Raw genomic sequence first — 21,197 nt, 5'->3', positions numbered from 1 at the left:
ATGTTAATGAAACCACTCTTGCTTAGTATTTTACTTTCTATCAGTGCGGTAAGCATTGCTTGTGAAGATCATGCTGCACATAAGGCTGGCAGTGCCGCTGCAATACCCCATGAAAATTCACTCTATCAAATCGATGTCCCCTTAATTGATCAGCAGGGCAATTCATTTAAACTGGCCGATGAACAGGCTAAAATAACAATTATTTCTATGTTTTATGGCGATTGCAATTTATCTTGCCCTATCGTAATGGAAAACATAAAACGTACCGTTGAAGCCGTCCCCCTTACCCAACGTAAACAAATTCGGGCATTGTTAATTAGCCTGAATCCTGGTGTAGATACGCCTAAATCTTTGGCTGAATTAGCCAAAATCCATCAATTTGACCCACTAACTTATCGCTTGGCCGTCAGTGATAATGATAGCCATACACGGCAAATTGCAGCCTCACTGGGCATTAAATATCGCCGGGCCGCCAATGGCGAGATTAATCATAATACCCGGTTTGTATTAATGAATCAGCAAGGGATCATCATTAAAACAAGTGATACGCTCAGCATTACACCTGACCCAGAGATGCTGGCAACAATTAAATCCAATATATAACTCATTGGTCATTTAATAAAGTATCAGCTTAATATATGCCCCCATATAAAAGCATCAACAAAAAATAATAAATATATAAAAAATAACGCCTATTAAAAGAAAGATCCGTCAATTGGATCAAGAGCTCCATCCTTAAATAAGCGTTATTTATGCATTTGTTATTACTGTAGAATTTATATGTTTTGCATCACCCTTGGTAGGGGCAAAACCTGCATATCAGGATAGCCAGTTCCAATTCAGTTTTTCCCTGTTATTGTCACCGCGCCTGCTCTGCAAGAAGCACTAAAAGTAGAGTTTAATGCAATAAATCCGCAGCAGCCTCTATCCCCTACTGACGGAGCCAGTTTTTAAAAACAATTACTAGCTGCTAACTCAGACCGGCTGCGCTTGGACAGGCACATTGACCTAAAAGCAGCTTGGATTTTCAGCAGGGCTGAGCATCGCTTACACACCAGCAAAAATCGTCAGCATAAACTCCGAACCAGCGAGCAGCCAAGGGAAAACGGTACAAGGCCATTTTCCCTTTTACTCAAGTCAAACTCCTTCTGCTCACCGGGCTATCACAGCACGTCAGCACACTGGATGGTTTATCCTGATCCGGCCAAGCACACAAAAACCAGCTCCACGCTGTTTTACACACAGCACAAATCTCAATAAATGAACTATTGGGGCTAGCCATTTTTACGTTTCAACCCGATACTGCAGACTAATTGCTACCAACAGGTTTGCTCATGCCCGCACAGAAAATCATCAAAAAGTGGCGCATTTTTCAACCCATCCATTTCGTGCTTGGCCTATTAATTGTACTCACCATCACTTTATTGCTCTGGCAGCACTATGGCATGAATTTATACTTACGCCTTGACCCGGGCAATTTCAAAAAAGTCAGCGTCAGCGATGACAGAGATGATAAAGGCGGAAAAAGTACAGGTTTACTCAGCAGCACCCCCAACTACTGGCGCTTAGACTGTCAGCTTGAAGAAGGTCATAGATCACCTTACTGCTCTATAAATCTGGACTTAAGCAATGGGACAAAAGGCATAAATTTATCCAGGTACACCGAAATCACAGTTCACTACCGCTACCAGAACCCACGGGAGCAGGTAAACCTGATAATGATGAATTTCAATCCCAAATACAGTGTGGAAAATGATTATCACAGCCAGAAATTCACCGAAATTTACCTGCCAGGTGCTATGGGTTGGTCTACACACACCATAAAATGGCATCAATTTAATGTGGCATCATGGTGGATTGCCGATAACAAAATCCCCCCCGAATGGGCAGATAATGAGTTTAGCAATATCAGGGAAATTCGTTTTGCCACCGGTCTTTACCCCAAAAAGACCAATCATCAAATTGACCTGGCCTATATCGAATTAAGCGGCAAATGGATAAATAACAATACCTTACAATTATTGCTTCTTCTGCTGTGGGGAGGGAGCGCCGCTTTCTGGCTTATTGCCGAATTACGCCGCGCCATGCAGGCCCTGCAGCGCAGTAATATCCGGCAAATAGATCTGGAAAATGCCCGGCAACATTTACAAGAAACCAATCAATTATTAACAGAGCGCGGCATGCGTGATCCGCTGACTCTGGCACTTAACCGGGAAGGGCTGAGCGTCTTACTCGCTGATGAGCTGCCCGGTACATTACTCAGCATTATTTTTATTGATGTCGACCATTTCAAAAAAATAAATGACACTTTTGGCCATAACACAGGAGATCAGGTGCTTTGCCTGCTGGCCCGGCATATTCAGCAGCAAATTCGCCCCAGTGAGAAACTGGTTCGCCTAGGAGGAGAGGAATTTATCTTACTTTGCCAGCACACGGATCTGTCGCAGGCAGAGCAACTGGCCGAAAAATTACGCTTATGGCTATTTAATCAAAACTGGCCTGCACAGATTACTCTGAGCTGCAGCTTTGGCGTCGCCGAGCGGCAAAAAGACGAAAGCTTTGAAGACGCACTACATAGGGCTGATCTCGCGCTCTACCGCGCCAAAGCCGCCGGGCGTAATCGGCTAGAGATTGCAATATAAAAGATATTACGTAATAAAAGCCTGAGTCTTGAGCCGGCAATCACAGAGAGCACCATCTTTCACAGAAAAATCGGGTGGAAAATTAAAATTTTGGATTTTGTATCCTCCTATACAAGCAAGATATGGTGTGCTGCCCCCATTGCACCCACACATTATTACAGACAACTAATCCATACATTTCAAAGAGTTAAGTGAACCCATCAGCTAACTTAATCACTTTGTCTGCAAGGCTTACTGCGCTCAGCGATATATCACGCGATAAATTAGCAAAATACCCCGCCACTGCCCTCTTCCACACCAGACAATACGTACCCCGAGCGCCTTGCTGCCGTAAGTGTGCTTTAAACAGATGATGCTGCCATCCTCCCATCAGGAAAATCCCGTAGTTTTTTGAAAAGCACTACATTTTCTTGATTTAGATCTATATTTTTTGCTGTGTACGGTTTAGCATTAGCCTAAATCATGTAGCAATCAAAAAAAACAAGGGTACAACATGACAAAAATAGTCGTCGTTGGCAGCATAAATATGGATTTAGTCGTCCACACCCTGCAATTTCCCCGCATGGGTGAGACACTATTTGGCGAGCAGTTTACAACTCACCCCGGAGGCAAAGGGGCCAATCAGGCCGTGGCTGCACAGCGTCTTGGTGCCTCGGTTGCTATGGTAGGCTGTGTTGGTCATGATGAATTCGGCCAAACGCTAAAAGCAGGCCTTGAGGCTGAGGGCATCGATACCCGCTGGCTAAAAACCAGCCCGGATACCGCAACAGGTGTCGCGCTGATTACACTTTGCCAGGGAGACAACGCCATTGTGGTGGTGCCAGGCGCAAATATGCAGCTTGGCCCAGCCGATATCAGCGCTGCTGAGGCCGCCTTTATTGATGCCGATGTGATTCTGGCCCAGCTGGAAATCCCTTTGGATACGGTAATGGCCGCAGCCAGACTCGCCCAGAAACACGGTAAGCCTTTCTTTCTGAATCCTGCCCCGGCGCAAGCCTTACCTGGCGAGCTACTGGCGCTTTGCACCCTGCTCACCCCCAATGAGTTTGAACTGCTGGAAGCTCTGGGTGAACCGAAGGCCGATTGGAAAAGCGTATTAGCCAGGCACGCAGCAGTGATGACCAAGGGCAGTGATGGTGCCTGGTTTAATCAGGATGGCCAGCTTCACCATCAGGCGGGCTTTAAAGTGGATCTGATTGACAGCACCGGAGCAGGCGACACTTTTAACGGCGCACTCGCTGCATTCTGGCAACTGGGTATCAGCGAAGCCACAAAAAGAGCCAGCGCAGCAGGAGCCTTATCGGTAACCCGTGCTGGCGCACAGGGTGGCATGCCCACCCTTGCAGAACTCGAACATTTTTTAAAGAAGCAATCATGAAAAAGCACGGCATATTAAACAGCGACATTGCTCGCGTTCTCGCCCAACTTGGCCACACCGATAGTATCGTCATTGCCGATTGCGGCCTGCCGATCCCAGATCATGTGGAGCGTATCGATCTGGCACTCAAACTAGGCCAGCCGAGCTTTGTAGACACACTGCAAGAAATCCTTGCCGATATGCAGGTAGAACGGGCTGTATTTGCCACAGAATGTTTAGAAAAGAACCCAACAGTTGTAGCTCAGGCAAAAGAAATGCAATCGTCAGGAGTTAGCATTGATTTTGTCAGCCATGAAGAATTCAAACAGCTATGCCACAGGGCCAAAGCCGTGATCCGCACCGGCGAAGCATCGCCCTACGCCAATATCATTCTGCATTCCGGCGTGATTTTTTAAGGCTCTAAACAACAAAACCCAATTCTTGAACCACAGAGAACACAAAGGACGCAGAGTTACACGGAGAAAAGCCAAAGAAGAGTTTTTCTATTTTTGTTTGAGCTCTTATAACGCCTGCTTCGTATCAAAATAAAACCTATGGGGACAATCATGGCGGGTATTTTCTCTCATGTTTTTCCTCCGTGATATTCCGTGTTTCAAAATCTGGTTTTTATGTATTCCCCTAAGCTTTATGCATTATTTCTAGCAGCTTCTACGTGTATTGAAGCTTTTTAAAACCGCCAGTCATTAAAAACCAAGGCTTTCGTATGCTGATCCAAATGCAAGGCATCAATAAATCTTTTGGCCCGGTTAAGGTACTAGAAGGCGTGGATTTTGCGCTGGAACGTGGCGAGATCCATGCGCTGATGGGTGAAAATGGCGCGGGTAAATCAACCCTGATGAAAATTCTCACCGGTATTTACCCCAGCGACGCTGGCCGTATTCTGGTAGATGGCCGTGAAGTGGCAATTCATAATCCCAAAGAAGCTGAGGAGCTGGGTATTGCCATTATTCACCAGGAGCTCAACCTGATCCGTGAATTATCGGTCATGGATAATCTGTTTTTAGGGCGTGAGAAAACCTGTGGCGGCTGGCTCAAATCCGGCGAAATGCACGGACTCTGCCTCGAATATCTGGCGCTCTTAGGCATTAAAAACATCGACCCAGACAGGGAAGCAGGCTCTTTATCCATCGGCCAGCAACAGATGGTAGAAATTGCCAAAGCACTATCACTCAATGCGCAAGTCTTAATTATGGATGAGCCAACGGCCGCACTGAGCAATAGAGAAATCGAAGTTTTATTTAAGCTGATGCAAGATTTAAAAGCACGCGGTGTGGGCATTGTGTATGTATCGCACCGGATGGAAGAAATTTTTCAGGTTTGTGATCGTATCTCGGTATTACGTGACGGACAGTTTGTGGGTACACGTGTAATCAAAGAAACGCGTTTTGATGAAATTGTCAAAATGATGGTAGGGCGTGAAATTGGCGATCGCTACCCCAAGCGAAGCAGCACCCCTGGCCCGGTACGTTTTAAGGTAGAAAACCTAGCAGATCACCACACCATCCACGGGATTAGCTTTGAAATTCGCCAGGGCGAAGTGCTGGGCGTAGCGGGACTGATGGGGGCTGGCCGCAGCGAAATTGCCCATACCCTCTTTGGGCTTTCTGCCAAATCGGCAGGACAAATCTGGCTCGATGGTGCACCCGTTGATTGCAAATCGGCCATTGAGGCTATCGGGCACGGCATCGGCTATGTTACCGAAGACAGAAAATCACAAGGTCTGGTCCTGGGTTTATCTGTAAAAGAAAACATCAGCCTGACCCATGCCCCAAGCAAAATGGGCGTGATTGATCACAATGCCGAAAGTAAAAACATCAGCGAAATGATAAAAAAGCTGTCTATCCGCACCCGTGATGCTGATCTGGAGGTGAAATCCCTTTCAGGCGGTAACCAGCAAAAGGTGGTGTTTGCCAAATGGCTGGGGATCCACCCCAAAGTACTGTTTTTAGACGAGCCAACCCGAGGGGTTGACGTGGGTGGCAAAGCCGAGATTTACCACATTATTAATGAGCTGGCCGCCAGCGGCGTCGCCATTTTGATGATCTCGTCCGAGCTACCCGAAGTACTCGCCATGAGCGATCGTATCCTGGTCATGCACCAGGGGCAAAGCGCCGGCATTTTCGACGCCAAAACGGCCACCCAAGAATCAATTATGCACGCCGCCACCGGAGGCCAATAATCATGAACCAAAACCAAAAAGCCACACTACAAAAGTTGGGCCCACTACTCGCGCTGCTGCTTATATCCGGCGTTTTGTCAGTGATGAGCCGCGATTTTCTCACCGTTAATAATCTGCTCAATGTGCTGCGCCAGGTATCGATCAATGCGCTGATCGCCTTTGGTATGACCTTTGTGATTTTGCTAGGCGGAATTGATTTATCTGTTGGCGCGGTGCTAGCACTTTCATCTGTTGCCATTGCCAGCATGATGGCCGCAGGCGTTGACCCGGTACTGGCAACCCTCTTTGGCGTGTTAGCCGGTGCAGCTCTGGGTGCAGTCAATGGCGTCATTATCAGCCGTGGCAAAGTCGCCCCCTTTATTGCCACCCTGGGCACGATGACAATCTTTCGTGGTCTGGCACTTGTCGCCTCGGATGGCCGCCCTATTACTGGTTTTAATAGCGATTTTTTTTCTATGCTGGGCGCAGGCTATATCGCCAACCTGATTCCTGTACCGGTCGTAACCACCCTGATTGCCTTTGCAGTATTGTGGTTTCTTCTGAAAAAGACCGTGTTTGGCCGTCATGTTTATGCAGTCGGGGGCAATGAAGAAGCCTCGCTCATCTCTGGCGTAAAAGTAAACCGGGTCAAGCTCTGGGTTTATACCCTGTCAGGTGGCTTATCCGCCCTGGCGGGTGTCATCCTCACCTCACGCCTTAACTCTGCCCAGCCTAATGCAGGCATGGGATACGAGCTTGATGCCATTGCCGCAGTCGTTCTAGGTGGCACCAGCTTGTCAGGTGGCCGGGGCTGGATCGTCGGCACTCTGATCGGCGCAGTATTGATTGGGGTTCTAAATAACGGTCTAAACTTACTATCTGTGTCATCATTTTACCAGCAAGTTATTAAGGGAAGCGTTATTCTTCTGGCAGTATTACTGGATAGAAGTGCAAAGAAATAGATTATTCAGGATGGGTAAAACCCATGTGAGCTAAGCAATTTTGGTTTTATCACCGTAAACAGCGAAAAACCTTAATTGGCACGTACTCGACACGGGCCTTCACCCCCTACGTGTAAGCGCTCTCCTATTTTTTCTAAGCAAACAGAGCATCGCTTGCTTAAAAACAGGCACTCAATGGCGAAGAACACGCCAGGTGTCATTTTGTTGTCCTTCACACATAAGGCTTTAAACATGAAAACTTGGCTCAAACCTCTCCTGATCGCCTCAATGGCTCTGGCATTTTCGGCCTGCTCCAAACAGGGCCCGGAAAGTGCTGCGGCTCCTGAAGCGTCTCCTGTTGCCGCAACAGCCAGCAATAACACCGTTGGCCTGGCCATTTCCACCCAAAATAATCCTTTCTTTGTCACCTTAAAACAAGGTGCCGAAGAAGCCGCCAAGGCAAGTGGCCTGACGCTGATTACCGTTGATGCACAAGACGATGCAGCTAAGCAAATTGCCAGCATCGAAGATTTAATCCAGAAAAAAGTAAAAGTAATTCTGATTAATCCAACCGATTCCGATGCGCTTGTATCTGCAGTTAAGCAAGCCAACGCAGCAAAAATCCCAGTGATTACGCTGGACCGCAGCGTCAATGGCGGTGAAGTCATCAGCCATATCGCTTCAGATAATGTAGCGGGCGGCAAGATGGCGGCTGAATTCTTACTGGAAAAAATCGGTAAGCAAGGAGAAATCGCCGAGCTGGAAGGCATTGCTGGCTCCTCCGCTGCGCGTGAGCGCGGGCAAGGCTTTCATATCGTAGTAGATGCAGAAAAAGGCGTAAAAGTAGCCGCCAAGCAACCTGCTGACTTTGATCGCGCGAAAGGCTTGTCAGTGATGGAAAACATCCTGCAAGGCAATAAAAAGATCAAAGCTGTTTTTGCCCATAACGATGAAATGGCGCTAGGCGCAGTGCAGGCACTTGAAGCTGCGGGCCTGAAAAATGTTATCGTAGTTGGTTTTGACGCCACTGCTGACGCCGTTGCTGCAGTAAAAGCCGGCAAAATGGCCGCCACCGTGCAACAAAAACCTGAACTAATCGGCAAGATGGGGATTGAAGCGGCTAAGAAAATGATTGACGGCCAGACACTTGAGAAAAATATTCCAGTACCTTTAGAGCTGGTTAAGTAAGTCATAAAAAAGCCTGCATCTTGTGATGCAGGCTTTTTTAATCAACAGCTCAATCAAAATTCACCCATCTCTTTTAATTCACTGGCAACGACCTTTTTCTATCAATTCAAATGCTTTCCTAATGCCCTGGCACCAGATCCCAAAAAACTTTAAATAAGCATATTATCAATATGCCAATAGTCTTTTAACCTTAAATCTGCCCTAAAAACCAATTCACAATATAGAAATGGTCTTCAAACAACTCGGCTTCCATGCGGTTAAATTCAAACAGCGGCACCCACTTTGCCCTTTCTGTATCTTCACCCCCACGCACCTTGGGCAGGCCCTCGCCGGTTGGGGTGAGCTCAATTAAAAAAGCATGGGTAATGGTGCGCCCGCGCAATGATCTGTGCGGGTGATCAAAGACCCGTGAAGAGCGAATTGATCCTGCCAGCACTGGCGCAGGCACTTTTAAACGTGTTTCATCGCGCAGCTCCCGAATCACAGCGTCTTTTACCAGCTCATCCTGATTAATAAAACCGCCCGGCAAGGCCCACAGCCCTCGCCCGGGCAAATTTTTGCGCCGCACCAGTAAAATATGCCCGGAGTGAATCACCACGGCATCTACGGTTACAAAAGTGGGTGGATAGGGCGCCGCCGACCACGCCCTGCGATAATCTTGCACAAAGCGCCATTCTGCTTCCAGATTGAAATAAATATCCCCTGTACGAAAGGCTTGCAAGGACTCGTAGACAGGCGCAGGTAGTTTATCGGCGCAAAGCCCTGCCCCGCCATCGGCAAACAGATTACGCCGCACTTGCGAGGCATGAATGCCCGCTATCTCGGGCACTTCTACCCGCTGCCACTGCGGGAACAGATCGAGGTAATAAGTGTGCTTACTGCGGCGGCTGCCCACAATGCCTACTTTAAACTGCGCTTCGCGGCTGCCAAGGCTTGCGGTATCCACCGCGATTACTTTATCCACAAGGCTTTGTACCTCGGTCACCCACTGCTGATCGTTATACATTCTGTCCGAGCAGCCCACTACAAACACTCTATCCTGCATCTCTGGCGGCAATGCGGCCCGCAGCATGGCTTCGCGCTCAGGTACCGTCCAGGGGTTCTGCGGGTTCCTTGCCTGACGAGCCGAGCCGCAAATCACAATCAATTTTCCCGCCCGCTCTAAAGCCGCCTTAACCACCTGCAAATGCCCAAGATGAAAAGGCTGAAAGCGCCCAATAAATACGAGGTAATCCAGCATTATTCAATCACCCGTCATTTAATCTGATATCGAAAAGAAACTCGAAAGAAATCACAAGCTTCAAACTTAAAAAGCAAAAAAAGGCGGGTAACAGACCCGCCCTTCTTTCTTAAACACTGCTTACTGATAATAACGCTTAGAGAATTCCAACATGCGTTCGATCGGCAGGCGTGCGTTATCCATTTGTTTGCTGCTCAGGTAATTGATGCGAGTTCCCTCACCTGCCTGAGCACGCTTAACTGCATCAATAGTATTCATTTTCATATAAGGGCAGGAATTACACTGACAACCCGCATAAATCGGGGCTTGTTTGATATTCAGATCAGGGCGGGCAAGGCCCATATTATAAAGAATACCGTCTTCGGTTGCGACAAAGATCACTGCATCGGGCTCTTTATCAAATGCCTTAACCCAGTTCAGCATACCCGATGTGGAGCCCACATAATCGGCCTGCTGCAATACAGGCAGCGGGCTTTCCGGGTGAGCAATCAGGTATTTAGCACCTGCAACTGCCGCAAACGCTTCATCCAGTGCAACCTGGTTGAATTTATCATGCACTTCGCACACTGCACTCCACAACGGCATATCGTAGCCATACTGAAAATTTAAATAAGCGCCCATATTACGGTCTGGTGAAAACGCCACCTTTTTACCTTCGGCATAAAGGCTGGCGATAATGTCATCCACATTACGGCTGGTGACAATCCAATCCGATAAAGCTTTATGCTCGGCAGAAGAATTAATATAAGAAACATGCACATAATCTGCGTACTCTTCACGCCATTTTTGTAAGGTGGCAACATCGGTTTGGGTCACTAATGAACAGGTAGAACCACTGGCAGGCAAAATCACCTCGGCCTGCGGGTTAAGAATTTTTGCGGTTTCAGCCATAAAACGCACGCCAGCAAACACAATCACATCTGCACCGCATTCTTTAGCGTAGAGAGACAGCTCCAGGCTATCACCCACTTTATCGGCCATTTGCTGGATTTCAGGCTGGGTATAGTAATGCGCAAGCGTGACAACACGTTTAGACATGGGAAGTCCTCCAATGAAAGACGCTGCCGTCATCCCGGCAGCATAAAAATAAAGTATTACCAACGACACACAACATTGCCAGTATCCCTGGCAAGCATCAGCAGGCGTAAGCGTAACATAACTTAGCCTTTAAATATCAAGCCACTATCCATTTAACCTCGCTTTAGGGCAGAAAAATGCACAGATAGTGCTTGACGAAGCAGGGGCTGATATTCATAATGCGACTCCTCTTCTGACGCAACGACAGAAAAGAAAATAAGCAGTGACGCGGGAATAGCTCAGTTGGTAGAGCACTACCTTGCCAAGGTAGATGTCGGGAGTTCGAGCCTCCTTTCCCGCTCCAGTAAACCGTTGTAGATATAAAGTAAGATGCGGGAATAGCTCAGTTGGTAGAGCACTACCTTGCCAAGGTAGATGTCGGGAGTTCGAGCCTCCTTTCCCGCTCCACTTGTTTTAAATCAATACACAACAAATGCGGGAATAGCTCAGTTGGTAGAGCACTACCTTGCCAAGGTAGATGTCGGGAGTTCGAGCCTCCTTTCCCGCTCCAAATATTAAAAATAAAGACCTTGTTCTTTATTTAAGTAACCATGGCGGAGTAGCAAAATGGTTATGCAGCGGCTTGCAAAGCCGTCTACGCCGGTTCGATTCCGGCCTCCGCCTCCAGCAGAATAAAAGTTAAAGCCCTGATTAATCAGGGCTTTAACTTTTTCTATAAGATGTCTGCACTTCAAGATCAGCATCATATTCCATCTATACGTGCGGCTTATATATTGCCACATCAGATTACAACATCAGCTAACCAAACCATCTTCAGTCTTATCCGCATACTGCAGCGCAATAGCCTGAAACTGCTCGGCAACCTGAATAAAACCTTCAACCAAATCGGGATCAAAGTGCCTGCCCTTGCCTTGCACGATAATATTTACTGCCGTTTCATGACTAAATGCAGCTTTATAAACACGTTTGCTAACCAGTGCATCATACACATCAGCTACAGCCATGAGTCTTGCAGATAAAGGAATCTCGTCGCCTTTAGCCCCCTGTGGATAACCGGACCCATCCCATTTTTCCTGATGCCCATAGGCAATTTCACGGGCATAACGTAAAAAAACGCTTTCTTCTCCCAACATTCGCTCCACTTCACGAATGATATTACGACCATAAGTGGGGTGGTTTTTCATGATGGTAAACTCTTCATCAGTCAGCTTTGCCGGCTTATGCAAAATAGCATCTGGCACACCTACCTTGCCAATATCATGTAAAGGTGCAGATTTAACCATCCCTGCAATGCTGTCTGGATCAAGTTGAGCAACAAACCGCGGATGATCCGCCACCGCCCTGGCAAGGCAGCGCAAATACTCCTGAGTACGCTTCAGATGCAAGCCTGTCTCTTCATCGCGCAACTCCGCCATCACCCCCATCGCCAAAATAGTAGCGTCTTGTATCTTTAACAGCTCTTGAGTGCGCTGCTCTACGCGTTCTTCAAGCGTTTGATTATGAAGACGAATTGAGTTTTTTAAATTCTGAATGGTAATATGATTTTTTACCCTGGCCTGTACAATGGCAGGATTGAGCGGTTTATGAATATAATCTACGGCACCTGCATTAAAGCCACTGAGCTCGTCGATTTCCTGAGTTTTAGCCGTCAAAAAAATAACCGGAATATCACTCGTCTTCACTCCTTCCTTTAAACGCTGACAAACCTCAATCCCATCCATATTAGGCATCATCACATCCAGCAAAATCAGGTCAGGAACCGGATCTCGCTCGGCCAACGCTAAAGCCTGCATCCCATGATTTGCAATACGCAGCTTATAGGTATCTTTTAAACACTCATTCAATACCGCCAAATTTGCTGGTGTATCATCCACCAGCAAAATGATCTGGCGATCATTTTGCTCCGCATCGGGCATAACATTTCCTCACAGTTTTTTCTCAAGGAGGGCGAGGTTCTTTATTGCCTTATCAAAATCGAATGCATTGATAGATTCTCCCAAGCGATCAAGCACAGCCAATTCAACCCATCCCTCAAGCTGCTCACGTAAACGGTAATACACATCTACAGAATCACCATCAAAATCAGCCAAAAGATCTGATAACTGTTTTATTAACAAGCCTACTTTTTCTGTATCCAGCCGCAATTCTTTCTGTAATTTTGCAGGTGGAATATAGCCATGTCCCACCACATCCAACATATGATTCAATACTTTTTCAAAAGCAGAAAAAGTGTCCCCTGCATCCCCAGGATAAAGATAAAGCTGCCGCTCCAGCGGCTCTGCTACCTGTATTAATTCATGCATTCCCAAAATACCAGCGACTCCTTTTATAGAATGAACCCAACGTTCAGCCCCTTTGCAATCTGTTTTTAGTAACAACTGAAATGACTCAGCCCCCTGCTGATAATCTTGATAAAACTGTTGAAACAGGTGCCTGGCCAATTCAATATTTCCCCCCAGCCGCTGCAAAACCTCTTGTGTATTAATTCCGGGCAATTGTGGTAAAGCAGATTCATTAACCGGCCTGATCAAAACAGGCTCACTTTTTATCTGCTGTGGGCAAATGGACTTGCCCACCCATTTAGCCACGGTGGCAAAGAGCTCATTAGGCTGGATAGGCTTAGTAATATAGTCACTCATCCCCAGATCCAAACAGCGCTGGCGCTCGTCTGACATGGCATGGGCCGTCATCGCAATAATTGCTAATGAATCAAAACGAGAATCAGAACGAATCAATTTCGTTGCCTGATGACCATCTACCACCGGCATTTGTAAATCCATCAAAATCAAATCACAAGGCAAAGGGTCAATAGACAACCAGCCCAGAGCCTCTCCGCCATGCCGGGCAATCATGACATTAGCCCCCACGCCGCTTAATAGCTCATAAGCGACCTGCTGATTAAGCACATTGTCTTCAACCAATAAAATCCGTACACCATCCAGACGCTGTACGGGCCCGCTCACTCTGTCGGGCGAAATGTGCTCAGCCGAACGCATTAGCCACAGGGATATATAAAATGTACTGCCCTGGCCAAGCGCGCTTTCAACCCAGACACGCCCCTCCATTAATTCAACCAGACACTTGCAAATTGACAAGCCCAGGCCCGTGCCACCAAATTGCCTTGTGGTTGAGCTATCTGCCTGCGAAAACGGCTTAAACAGCTGAGCAATTTGTGCCTCTGTTAATCCTATACCGGTGTCATTAACTGCTATTTGTAAATGCACCCGCTGATCAAGCGCTTCAAGCAGCGTAACCTGTACCCGGACCTCACCTTCAGGGGTAAATTTAATGGCATTACCAACCAGATTATTTAAAATTTGCCCAATACGCAGTGAATCTCCCAGTAAGGAGAAATCACAATCTGCAGCCAGCTCGATATGCAATTGCAAGCCTTTTTCTTCAGCCTTTAATATATGTAAAGAAGCTAGTTTTTCTAATACAGACTCTAGGCGAAAAGGTAATTGCTCCATTTGTAGGCGATTAGCCTCGATTTTAGAAAAATCTAAAATATCATTAAGAATATGTAATAGGGATTCAGCCGTACTGCTGGTTTTTGTTAAATAATCTCTTTGCTGTTTATTCAAATCGGTTTTTAAAGCCAGATGGGTCATACCAATAATAGCGTTCATAGGAGTACGAATTTCATGGCTCATATTGGCTAAAAAATCACTTTTAAGCTGATTGGCCTGATCAGATGCCTCTTTTGCCTTAATCAGTACTTCTTCAGCAGCCTTACGCAGCTCAATATTGTCATATACCGCCACAAAATGTGTGACCTTGCCGCCCACATCCCGAATAGGCGACACCGAAACGGACATCCAGATTAATTGCCCGGACTTGCAGCGATGACGAATATCCCGGCGCCATTCATCCCCACACGACAAACTTTGCCAGATCTCCTGATAAGCCAGCAAATCAGCCTCGAGCGGCAGCAGCACATTAGGTGTTTCGCCCCTGATCTCTGCCAATGAAAACCCGAATGTCTGCTCAAACCTTGGATTTAAATATTCAATCTCTCCCTGTACATCTGTGATAAGCACAGGAACAGGATTAGCCTCAATCGCGGCAGAAAGCTGGCGCAATTGGATAGCAGCCTGTTTCTGATCCGTAATATCAAAAACAATACCATCCAGATATTCCGGCTGGTGAGCCACATTTCTAACAATTTGCCCGCGCTCCAGCACCCAGCGTACGGCACCACTTATATGCAAAATCCGATATTCCACCGAATAACGGTCCTGCTGCGTTAAAGCCATGTTGACCGTTTTTTCAAGTAAAGCCTGATCTTCTTGAAAAACCAAAGCGCCATAACTATGCACAACATGGGGCAACAGAAAACTCTCTGACGCATAGCCGGTTAGCACTTCAATTTCATCATTGATGTAATGCATTCCACGTGGATAATCAATTTGCCCGCGAAAAACCACACCCGGGATATTGCCCACCAGGGCACGAAATTGCACCTCTTGCTGTAGCAATGCGGCTTCTGCCTGCTGACGCTCGCTTAGCAAGCTCCCCATCAGTACAGAAAGCTGTTCAAGACCGGCGCTTTCCTTGCCCAGGGCCGGTCGTCCCAGGCTTGCCTGTAAGCGATTGGCCGTTTCCCATAAAGCATCGATCGCCCTTTGCCGGGCCAGCACCTCCTGGCGTAAAGTGTTATTGGCTTTAGTTAACTCATCCGAACTAATTTGTAAGCTGCGTGACCCCAAGGCCACATCCCGATCAAATAGCTGATAGGATTCATCAATTGCCAGCAACAAACGCCTGAAATTACCCAGCAGCATTGCCACAGGCGGATCACCAATGTCTGCAGCAGCAAGGTCTACAGCTTGCAGCATAGCCTCTACTGCTGACTCGTCAGCCCAAGCCAGATAAAGCTTTAACTGACGTGCAAGCAATCTATTCATTCTGTGAATCACTTAAAATACTGATGGTCATCGTTTGATTATGTAATTTACAGCCCAATGTTCCTTGCAAAGGGCTGATCTCACCATAAGAATAAAATCCAGCCAGACTCATGTTCGGCCCCAGCACCCCGGCAACGGCTTCTATCTCTTCATCAATGCGCCCCCCCATCACCAGTTTACGGCCCACACAACTCACTAGCAGCCCCAGCCCACTTACTTCCCCCGAAGGCCCCTGTGCGGCCAGAGCCGCCGACTCGGCCCCCTCTACCAGGGCATCATTACTGGCGTGCATGAGGCGCAAATAACCATCACTCAGTATATCCCCCGCCAGAATCAAGCTGCCGCTAGCCTCGTCAACCCCTAGGATGGTCCGCACCACTCCAACAGTGGAATAATCCTGAGCAAGCATTTCAAACGGAAACAATAAGCCCGAAGAAGGCAGCTGTTCGGCATATTCCCCCAGGTAGCGCTTATAGACATCCAAAGCAGGCTCACCATCCAGTTCAAATAAAATATTGCCCTCATGACGGGTAACCCGCCGGGCCAGGCCAAAAGGCTTCCATCCACCATAAGAGCCGTGCCCTACAGAGACCCCGACAGGGATCGCCATAGCCACCGCCCCATTCGCACTCACCCCCGCGCGACTTAGCACCACCGTTTGATTAAATTCGGTACCATCGCCCGCCAGCCCCCCCATAATCGGCAAGCCTGCGGGCAAACCACTTTCCAGCCCTGCAAGCAATGCACTGCCATTAATATGAACTCCCTGGGCAAAAAGTAGAACTCCCGCCATGGGCATCTGAAGCTGACTTGCCAAGCGCTGCCCGGCCTGCTCGCTGTCTTGCATATTCTCCAATTGCGTCAGTGCACAATGCGGCACACCAAAACGCCAGTGAACAGCCGTAATCACGCAGCTATTCTCACTCACACCACCAGCAGAAATCTCTCCTGCGGTTGAACAACCCAACAATGCAGCCAAAGGAAAACTTTGCTGCAACTCACTAAATAAAGGTGTATCCACCAGAAAATTTTTACTGGCAAACACCAGCAACCACTGGGGATCAATTGCACTTAGCTCCCCAATCCGGCTAGCAAGCTGACTAAAATGCCCTAGTTTGATCTGCGCAATTTGCATGAGACGCTCCTTTTCTTTACTAAACTCAAGTCTAGTAAAGTTAAGCTATTACACAAAACCAGCAGCTATAAGGATATCCAGACGAAAATATTATTAATCAAAAAAATGATCCCCCCGAATAGCTTATCGGTAACAAAATGCTTTACACACGCCTTTTAATCAACAAAATATTACCCGCCCCACGCCTGGGTAAAATGACACCAGCCAGGAAAAAAAAATATAATTTTTAATATAATTCAAACACCTAGCTACTTTAGTGAGAAAAAAACTGAAACACACGGCCAAATCACTTCCAGCAAAATAAAAAGTTATTGCTACCGAGGTATTGCAATAATTTCGAAATGCGATAAAATGCACGCCTGTTCTCGCCGACGTAGTTTGAAACGAGCATAAACAGCAAATAGGTGTTAAATAAAAATTACGCTAATTGCTCAGAAAATTGAATTAATTTCTTTATGCCTGTTGAATATACAGGCGATGATGTTGAAATGCCCGGGTGGTGAAATTGGTAGACACAAGGGACTTAAAATCCCTCGCTTATGGCGTATCGGTTCAAGTCCGATCCCGGGCACCACGCTCAAGCAGTAAAACTTCAAACCCACGCCCTGCAAGGCTTTGCGGGTTTTTTATTGCCTGCAATACAGGGAAAAATCAGAGATTATTCCAGTCTTTTCTGCTTGCATCTGTTCCGCAAAAATCATTTTTACATCCCAATTTATTGGCTCGTATATAAATATAGGCGGCTGGCCCTAGCCCATTACAGACGAAAAAAACCGCCCGTAGGCGGCTTCTTTCTTATTGCTATCGTATCGGGTTAACCAGCTTGCCCACTCTATGCCTAACGTAAGCAGTGGTCATGGTCTGTGTGGTATGGGCCAACAAATCTTGCGCTGCTCCCATACCATCCGACATTTCTTTTTCTGTACCTGCTTTAGCTCGCAAATCACGGAATTGCCATGCTTGTCCAGATTCCTCCCTCACCTTATCAAACTTATTTCGCAGTTTAGAGTAAGTTAATAGCAAGCCATCTAAGTTAACCAATAACTTCAAACATCGTATTTATATACAAATGCTTACGGGCCATAATTTTTTAAAAATAATTCCAATTCGCCAACCATGGCAATTCTCAGCTTTTTCCCCGTTTTATTTTGTGTAATTCATATCTCACTATTTTTGATATCAACCTCAGATATTTTCAACACATCTGCAAGACGCTGGCCAGTCAGCCAAGACAAGTGCGCTCTAAAGTAGCCTAAATAAGGCACCGGCTTAAGGCCGGCGTCAGGTGATAACTAGATCAGGACAAACTGATTGTAGGCATCACTTACAGTTTAAAACGCAGGCATACGACTCATAATGAAGATGCAAGCCGCTTGAACACACCTTCCCTATATATTATGAAACTTGATCTCGTGCTGATCTTGTCTAGCAGACATAAGTTAAAAGTTTACATTTAATGCATTAGCAATTCTATCATCCATGATATGGACTAATGGTATTTTATTTTTTTCTAATTCAACCATGGCATTTAAATAAGGCACCATGGTAGAAAACAAAATTTTGTAGCCATTACAGAAGTAAGATACCCCTGCTCCATCTCCTAATTTAATTCTGTGTTTAGGACAACCACCATTACATATAGATAAATAGTCACATTCACGGCATTCTCGAGCCAAAACACCTTTTTCTTTAGACAGTTTTTCACTATGCAAATTGTTGAGTGAATTTTGATTTATATTACCAATTTTATAATCTGGATAGACAAAATGATCGCATTCGTAAATGTCTCCATTAGATTCGATAATGAAATTGTCCTGGCATTTCGATTGAAACACACAACTGGTATGACCATTACCAAGAACTCGACTAATAAAGCTCTCAAATTGGCGAATGAAAATAGTGCCAACATCTTGGGTTACCCAAGTCTTGAATATTTTAGCCATAAAATGACCATATTGATCAGACGGTACCGAAAAATTAATAACATTAAAGTTTATAGGAACATCACAGAATTTTATATTAGGTTTTGTCGTTTCTAACAGTTCAATAAATTGTATATGATTGCTGCCAATAGATTTTAGGAATTCATAAACCTCTAATGGATAATTTACATTAATGTTATTCACTACTGTCAATGTATTAAAAGGAATTTTATAACCCTTCAATAACTCGATAGCTGACATCACTTTATCGAAAGTACCTCTGCCGGCACGATTTTTGCGGTAGGTATTATGCAGATCTCGTGGACCGTCAATAGATATGCCTATCAAAAAATTATGTTCTCTGAAAAAATCACACCATTCTTCATTCAACAAAAGACCATTTGTTTGTAATGCATTGAAGATCTTCTTGTCTTTCCCGTGGCGTTTCTGAAGCTGGACTGCTCGTCGGAAAAAGTCTAATCCAGCCAAGGTGGGCTCTCCCCCTTGCCAAGTGAAATAGACATCATGGCTGGATGCTGAAATATAATTTCGGATAAAAACCTCAAGTGTTTCATCATCCATCCAAGAGGTATGTGTGAATTGGCTCTTTTTCTCCAAATAAAAACAATAATCACATCTAATGTTGCACTGAAAGCTGGTAGGTTTGGCTGTTATATGCATATTTGTTCCTGGTTAATTAACTGCGGTAGGAAAGCCCTACCGCAGACATGACCAAACGAATCAATTATTTTAATTCAAAACATTAGATATATTGTTGAATTTCTCCTGATTTATCTTATTAAGAGGAGGTTGGGTATTACTCATGTATTCCTTCATGGCCCCTTGCAACTGTTTAACCATTTCAGGTTTATCCTTAGCAAGGTTACGCTCAAGCATTAGGTCATTAAGTGCATAAAGGCCTAATTGTTTGTCTTCATAATTGTAGATCAAAGCATATTCATTGTTACGTACAGCATAAGAGAACTGACTCAAATTTTCTGTATTAGGGTTTTTTGGATACTCATCACTCTCATAACGCACAAACTTGTGATAGTTATCCCAGAACGGTATATTTTGCTCATCCCACCAATGAACATAGGAGCCCATCCACGCAAGGTTTTCGCGTACTGCCCCTGTTTTTTTACCTGTCACATAGGGAAGCAAAGAGCGCCCGTCTAATTTTAATGTAGGTGGAATGCTGATCTTGGCTGCATCCAATGCGGAGGGGAAAAAGTCCATGGCAGAGACAAGCTTATCGTACTTACCATTCTTGAGTTTGCCACTCCACCACATAAACATTGGTGTGTGCACTCCACCAGGAGCAGTCATTTGTCCCTTGAACCCTTTTTGTGCCCCATTAAGAGGGAGTGGCCCATCTATCACAGCACCATTGTCCGAAGTGAACAAAATAATAGTGTTATCTAGTTGACCATTTTTCTTGAGTGTTTCAAGTAAGCGTTTTACACCCTGATCCACTGAATAAACAGATGCGTAGAAGTTATCAGCTGTGGGGCTGCCAGTATTGAACTGCTTTTGATATTCATCTGGAGCTGCAACATCATTAGGAAGGTGAGGTGCGCTGTAAGCCAAGTAGAGCATGAAGGGCTGCTCCAACATTTTAGAGCGGTTAGCAACACCGATCGCTTCGTCGGTAAGCTGATCACTAATGTAGCCTTTGGCGTCCACTGGCTGACGATTAATAAACAGTGAAGGTGAATTATACCAAGCTACCCCAGCACTATGGTAGCCCATGAAATAATTAAAACCACGATTTTGAGGCTGCCATTCTTCAGCAGAGTAGGTTCGATAGTTGTCGTGATAGTCTCTGGTCTGTTTATCTTCTGGAACAGGCACATTACTAATTTTAGACAAGTGCCATTTACCAACAGCAGCGGTGTAATAGCCATGATTTTGGAACAACTCAGGCATGAAAGTCTCAGTCAGAGGAATTCCATCTTGAGCATCAGAATTGGTATAAACGCCATAACGAGCTGGGGACCGAGCGGTCAATATAGCAGCCCGAGAAGGGCCTGAAACTCCATGTGCTACATAACCATTGGTAAAACGAACGCCATCATTCATCAAACCAAGTAAAGTAGGGGTGGACTTCTTCGCAGCTTCAATGGCTTTGTCGATACCTATCTTATAGGTGTCGACGACTGGGCGATTTTTCAGTGTCGCAGGAGCAAAAGAGCTTTCATCAAAAGGCATTTGCCCGTAACCTAAATCATCAACGGTGAGGATGATAATATTGGGTTTACCTTGAGAGCTGTATTCAGTCGGAGTGAAGTCAGAGAAGGCTACGTTGGTTTTGGTAGCATTTAACTTAGTGTTGTTGGCCTGTACAGCAGATGCGAAACCACCTGCAGTCAACGCCATAGTTACAGCAGCAATGAGTCTCTTTTTTTGAAAAAATGCCATTACCTTTCTCCATTTAAAATTATGTAGCTAAATTGTTTTACTCTATTTTTTTTGAAAAAAATTTCATCTCAGGATGAAAAAAATCATACCACTGGTCATCACAACATAAATATTATGAATAGAAGCGCTGATTTAAATTTCCCGATTCTTAAAACAACCTACTAATGCCCCCATCATGCAGCAGGACGGAGGTAGTTTCTCACGAAAAATAACTTCTTCTTGAACAT

14 protein-coding genes and 5 tRNA genes are annotated in these 21,197 nt (G+C 45.8%); 12 read left to right on the top strand and 7 right to left on the bottom strand.

Features of this window, described 5'->3' with window-relative positions; translation table 11 throughout:
* The 7 genes from EJO50_RS03920 (at position 1) to rbsB (ending at position 8,307) form a co-directional block, all read left to right on the top strand.
* Positions 1-603 (top strand): SCO family protein, encoded by a 603-nt coding sequence (locus EJO50_RS03920; RefSeq protein WP_125971719.1) that lies wholly within the window; start codon positions 1-3, stop codon positions 601-603.
* A 731-nt stretch (positions 604-1,334) separates the two neighbouring features.
* Entirely contained in the window at positions 1,335-2,642 is a 1,308-nt protein-coding gene (locus EJO50_RS03915; RefSeq protein ID WP_125971718.1) for a GGDEF domain-containing protein, read from the top strand.
* A 493-nt stretch (positions 2,643-3,135) separates the two neighbouring features.
* Positions 3,136-4,020 (top strand): ribokinase, encoded by an 885-nt coding sequence (rbsK, locus tag EJO50_RS03910; RefSeq protein ID WP_125971717.1) that lies wholly within the window; start codon positions 3,136-3,138, stop codon positions 4,018-4,020.
* A complete protein-coding gene (gene rbsD, locus EJO50_RS03905; protein ID WP_125971716.1) occupies positions 4,017-4,415 on the top strand; it encodes a D-ribose pyranase in 399 nt (132 codons plus the stop codon). The genes rbsK and rbsD overlap by 4 nt, the downstream gene beginning before the upstream one ends.
* Before the next feature lie 308 nt (positions 4,416-4,723).
* Positions 4,724-6,199, top strand: a complete 1,476-nt coding sequence (locus EJO50_RS03900) for a sugar ABC transporter ATP-binding protein (protein ID WP_125971715.1) — start codon at positions 4,724-4,726, stop codon at positions 6,197-6,199.
* A 2-nt stretch (positions 6,200-6,201) separates the two neighbouring features.
* Entirely contained in the window at positions 6,202-7,140 is a 939-nt protein-coding gene (locus EJO50_RS03895; RefSeq protein WP_125971714.1) for an ABC transporter permease subunit, read from the top strand.
* Between the two features lie 231 nt (positions 7,141-7,371).
* Positions 7,372-8,307: a ribose ABC transporter substrate-binding protein RbsB gene (gene rbsB / locus EJO50_RS03890; RefSeq protein ID WP_125971713.1), complete on the top strand. Its 936-nt coding sequence runs from the start codon at positions 7,372-7,374 to the stop codon at positions 8,305-8,307.
* A 190-nt stretch (positions 8,308-8,497) separates the two neighbouring features.
* On the opposite strand, the gene EJO50_RS03885 is transcribed toward rbsB, so the two are convergent.
* Positions 8,498-9,547: a bifunctional nicotinamide-nucleotide adenylyltransferase/Nudix hydroxylase gene (locus tag EJO50_RS03885; RefSeq protein ID WP_125971712.1), complete on the bottom strand. Its 1,050-nt coding sequence runs from the start codon at positions 9,545-9,547 to the stop codon at positions 8,498-8,500.
* Between the two features lie 120 nt (positions 9,548-9,667).
* Positions 9,668-10,585, bottom strand: a complete 918-nt coding sequence (gene nadA / locus EJO50_RS03880; RefSeq protein WP_125971711.1) for a quinolinate synthase NadA — start codon at positions 10,583-10,585, stop codon at positions 9,668-9,670.
* Between the two features lie 267 nt (positions 10,586-10,852).
* On the opposite strand from nadA, the gene EJO50_RS03875 reads away from it, so the two are divergent.
* From EJO50_RS03875 to EJO50_RS03860, 4 genes are all read left to right on the top strand, one after another.
* Positions 10,853-10,928: transfer RNA gene (locus EJO50_RS03875), tRNA-Gly, on the top strand.
* A 28-nt stretch (positions 10,929-10,956) separates the two neighbouring features.
* Positions 10,957-11,032: transfer RNA gene (locus EJO50_RS03870), tRNA-Gly, on the top strand.
* A gap of 27 nt (positions 11,033-11,059) precedes the next feature.
* Positions 11,060-11,135 (top strand) — tRNA-Gly (locus EJO50_RS03865).
* A 42-nt stretch (positions 11,136-11,177) separates the two neighbouring features.
* Positions 11,178-11,251 (top strand) — tRNA-Cys (locus EJO50_RS03860).
* 128 nt (positions 11,252-11,379) lie between these two features.
* Here the strand turns inward: EJO50_RS03860 and EJO50_RS03855 are convergent.
* The 3 genes from EJO50_RS03855 to EJO50_RS03845 are packed head-to-tail and all read right to left on the bottom strand — an operon-like array spanning position 11,380 to position 16,627.
* Positions 11,380-12,501, bottom strand: a complete 1,122-nt coding sequence (locus EJO50_RS03855; RefSeq protein ID WP_125971710.1) for a response regulator — start codon at positions 12,499-12,501, stop codon at positions 11,380-11,382.
* A 9-nt stretch (positions 12,502-12,510) separates the two neighbouring features.
* On the bottom strand, positions 12,511-15,492 hold the full coding sequence (locus EJO50_RS03850; protein WP_125971709.1) for a PAS domain-containing hybrid sensor histidine kinase/response regulator: 2,982 nt from the start codon (positions 15,490-15,492) through the stop codon (positions 12,511-12,513).
* Positions 15,485-16,627 carry an FIST signal transduction protein gene (locus EJO50_RS03845; protein WP_125971708.1) on the bottom strand — a complete coding sequence of 381 codons (1,143 nt, stop codon included), beginning with the start codon at positions 16,625-16,627 and terminating at the stop codon, positions 15,485-15,487. Before EJO50_RS03845 ends, EJO50_RS03850 begins: the two co-directional genes overlap by 8 nt.
* A 490-nt stretch (positions 16,628-17,117) precedes the next feature.
* On the opposite strand from EJO50_RS03845, the gene EJO50_RS03840 reads away from it, so the two are divergent.
* A tRNA-Leu gene (locus EJO50_RS03840) sits at positions 17,118-17,201 on the top strand.
* Positions 17,202-18,066: 865 nt separating this feature from the next.
* Here EJO50_RS03840 and EJO50_RS03835 read toward each other — a convergent pair.
* Both EJO50_RS03835 and EJO50_RS03830 read right to left on the bottom strand, forming a co-directional pair.
* Positions 18,067-19,230, bottom strand: a complete 1,164-nt coding sequence (locus EJO50_RS03835) for an anaerobic sulfatase maturase (protein ID WP_125971707.1) — start codon at positions 19,228-19,230, stop codon at positions 18,067-18,069.
* A 69-nt stretch (positions 19,231-19,299) separates the two neighbouring features.
* Positions 19,300-20,970 (bottom strand): sulfatase family protein, encoded by a 1,671-nt coding sequence (locus EJO50_RS03830; protein ID WP_125971706.1) that lies wholly within the window; start codon positions 20,968-20,970, stop codon positions 19,300-19,302.
* Between the last annotated feature and the right edge of the window lie 227 nt (positions 20,971-21,197).

It is taken from the genome of Iodobacter ciconiae, assembly GCF_003952345.1.
Lineage (GTDB): Bacteria > Pseudomonadota > Gammaproteobacteria > Burkholderiales > Chitinibacteraceae > Iodobacter > Iodobacter ciconiae.
This window is presented reverse-complemented; position numbering and strand designations above follow the sequence as displayed.

Excerpts from the sequence above, each read along its gene's own strand:
- EJO50_RS03920 (WP_125971719.1), top strand. The coding sequence starts at position 1 with ATGTTAATGAAACCACTCTTGCTTAGTATTTTACTTTCTATCAGTGCG.
- EJO50_RS03915 (WP_125971718.1), top strand. The coding sequence starts at position 1,335 with ATGCCCGCACAGAAAATCATCAAAAAGTGGCGCATTTTTCAACCCATC.
- rbsK (WP_125971717.1), top strand. The coding sequence starts at position 3,136 with ATGACAAAAATAGTCGTCGTTGGCAGCATAAATATGGATTTAGTCGTC.
- rbsD (WP_125971716.1), top strand. The coding sequence starts at position 4,017 with ATGAAAAAGCACGGCATATTAAACAGCGACATTGCTCGCGTTCTCGCC.
- EJO50_RS03900 (WP_125971715.1), top strand. The coding sequence starts at position 4,724 with ATGCTGATCCAAATGCAAGGCATCAATAAATCTTTTGGCCCGGTTAAG.
- EJO50_RS03895 (WP_125971714.1), top strand. The coding sequence starts at position 6,202 with ATGAACCAAAACCAAAAAGCCACACTACAAAAGTTGGGCCCACTACTC.
- rbsB (WP_125971713.1), top strand. The coding sequence starts at position 7,372 with ATGAAAACTTGGCTCAAACCTCTCCTGATCGCCTCAATGGCTCTGGCA.
- EJO50_RS03885 (WP_125971712.1), bottom strand. The coding sequence starts at position 9,547 with ATGCTGGATTACCTCGTATTTATTGGGCGCTTTCAGCCTTTTCATCTT.
- nadA (WP_125971711.1), bottom strand. The coding sequence starts at position 10,585 with ATGTCTAAACGTGTTGTCACGCTTGCGCATTACTATACCCAGCCTGAA.
- EJO50_RS03855 (WP_125971710.1), bottom strand. The coding sequence starts at position 12,501 with ATGCCCGATGCGGAGCAAAATGATCGCCAGATCATTTTGCTGGTGGAT.
- EJO50_RS03850 (WP_125971709.1), bottom strand. The coding sequence starts at position 15,492 with ATGAATAGATTGCTTGCACGTCAGTTAAAGCTTTATCTGGCTTGGGCT.
- EJO50_RS03845 (WP_125971708.1), bottom strand. The coding sequence starts at position 16,627 with ATGCAAATTGCGCAGATCAAACTAGGGCATTTTAGTCAGCTTGCTAGC.
- EJO50_RS03835 (WP_125971707.1), bottom strand. The coding sequence starts at position 19,230 with ATGCATATAACAGCCAAACCTACCAGCTTTCAGTGCAACATTAGATGT.
- EJO50_RS03830 (WP_125971706.1), bottom strand. The coding sequence starts at position 20,970 with ATGGCATTTTTTCAAAAAAAGAGACTCATTGCTGCTGTAACTATGGCG.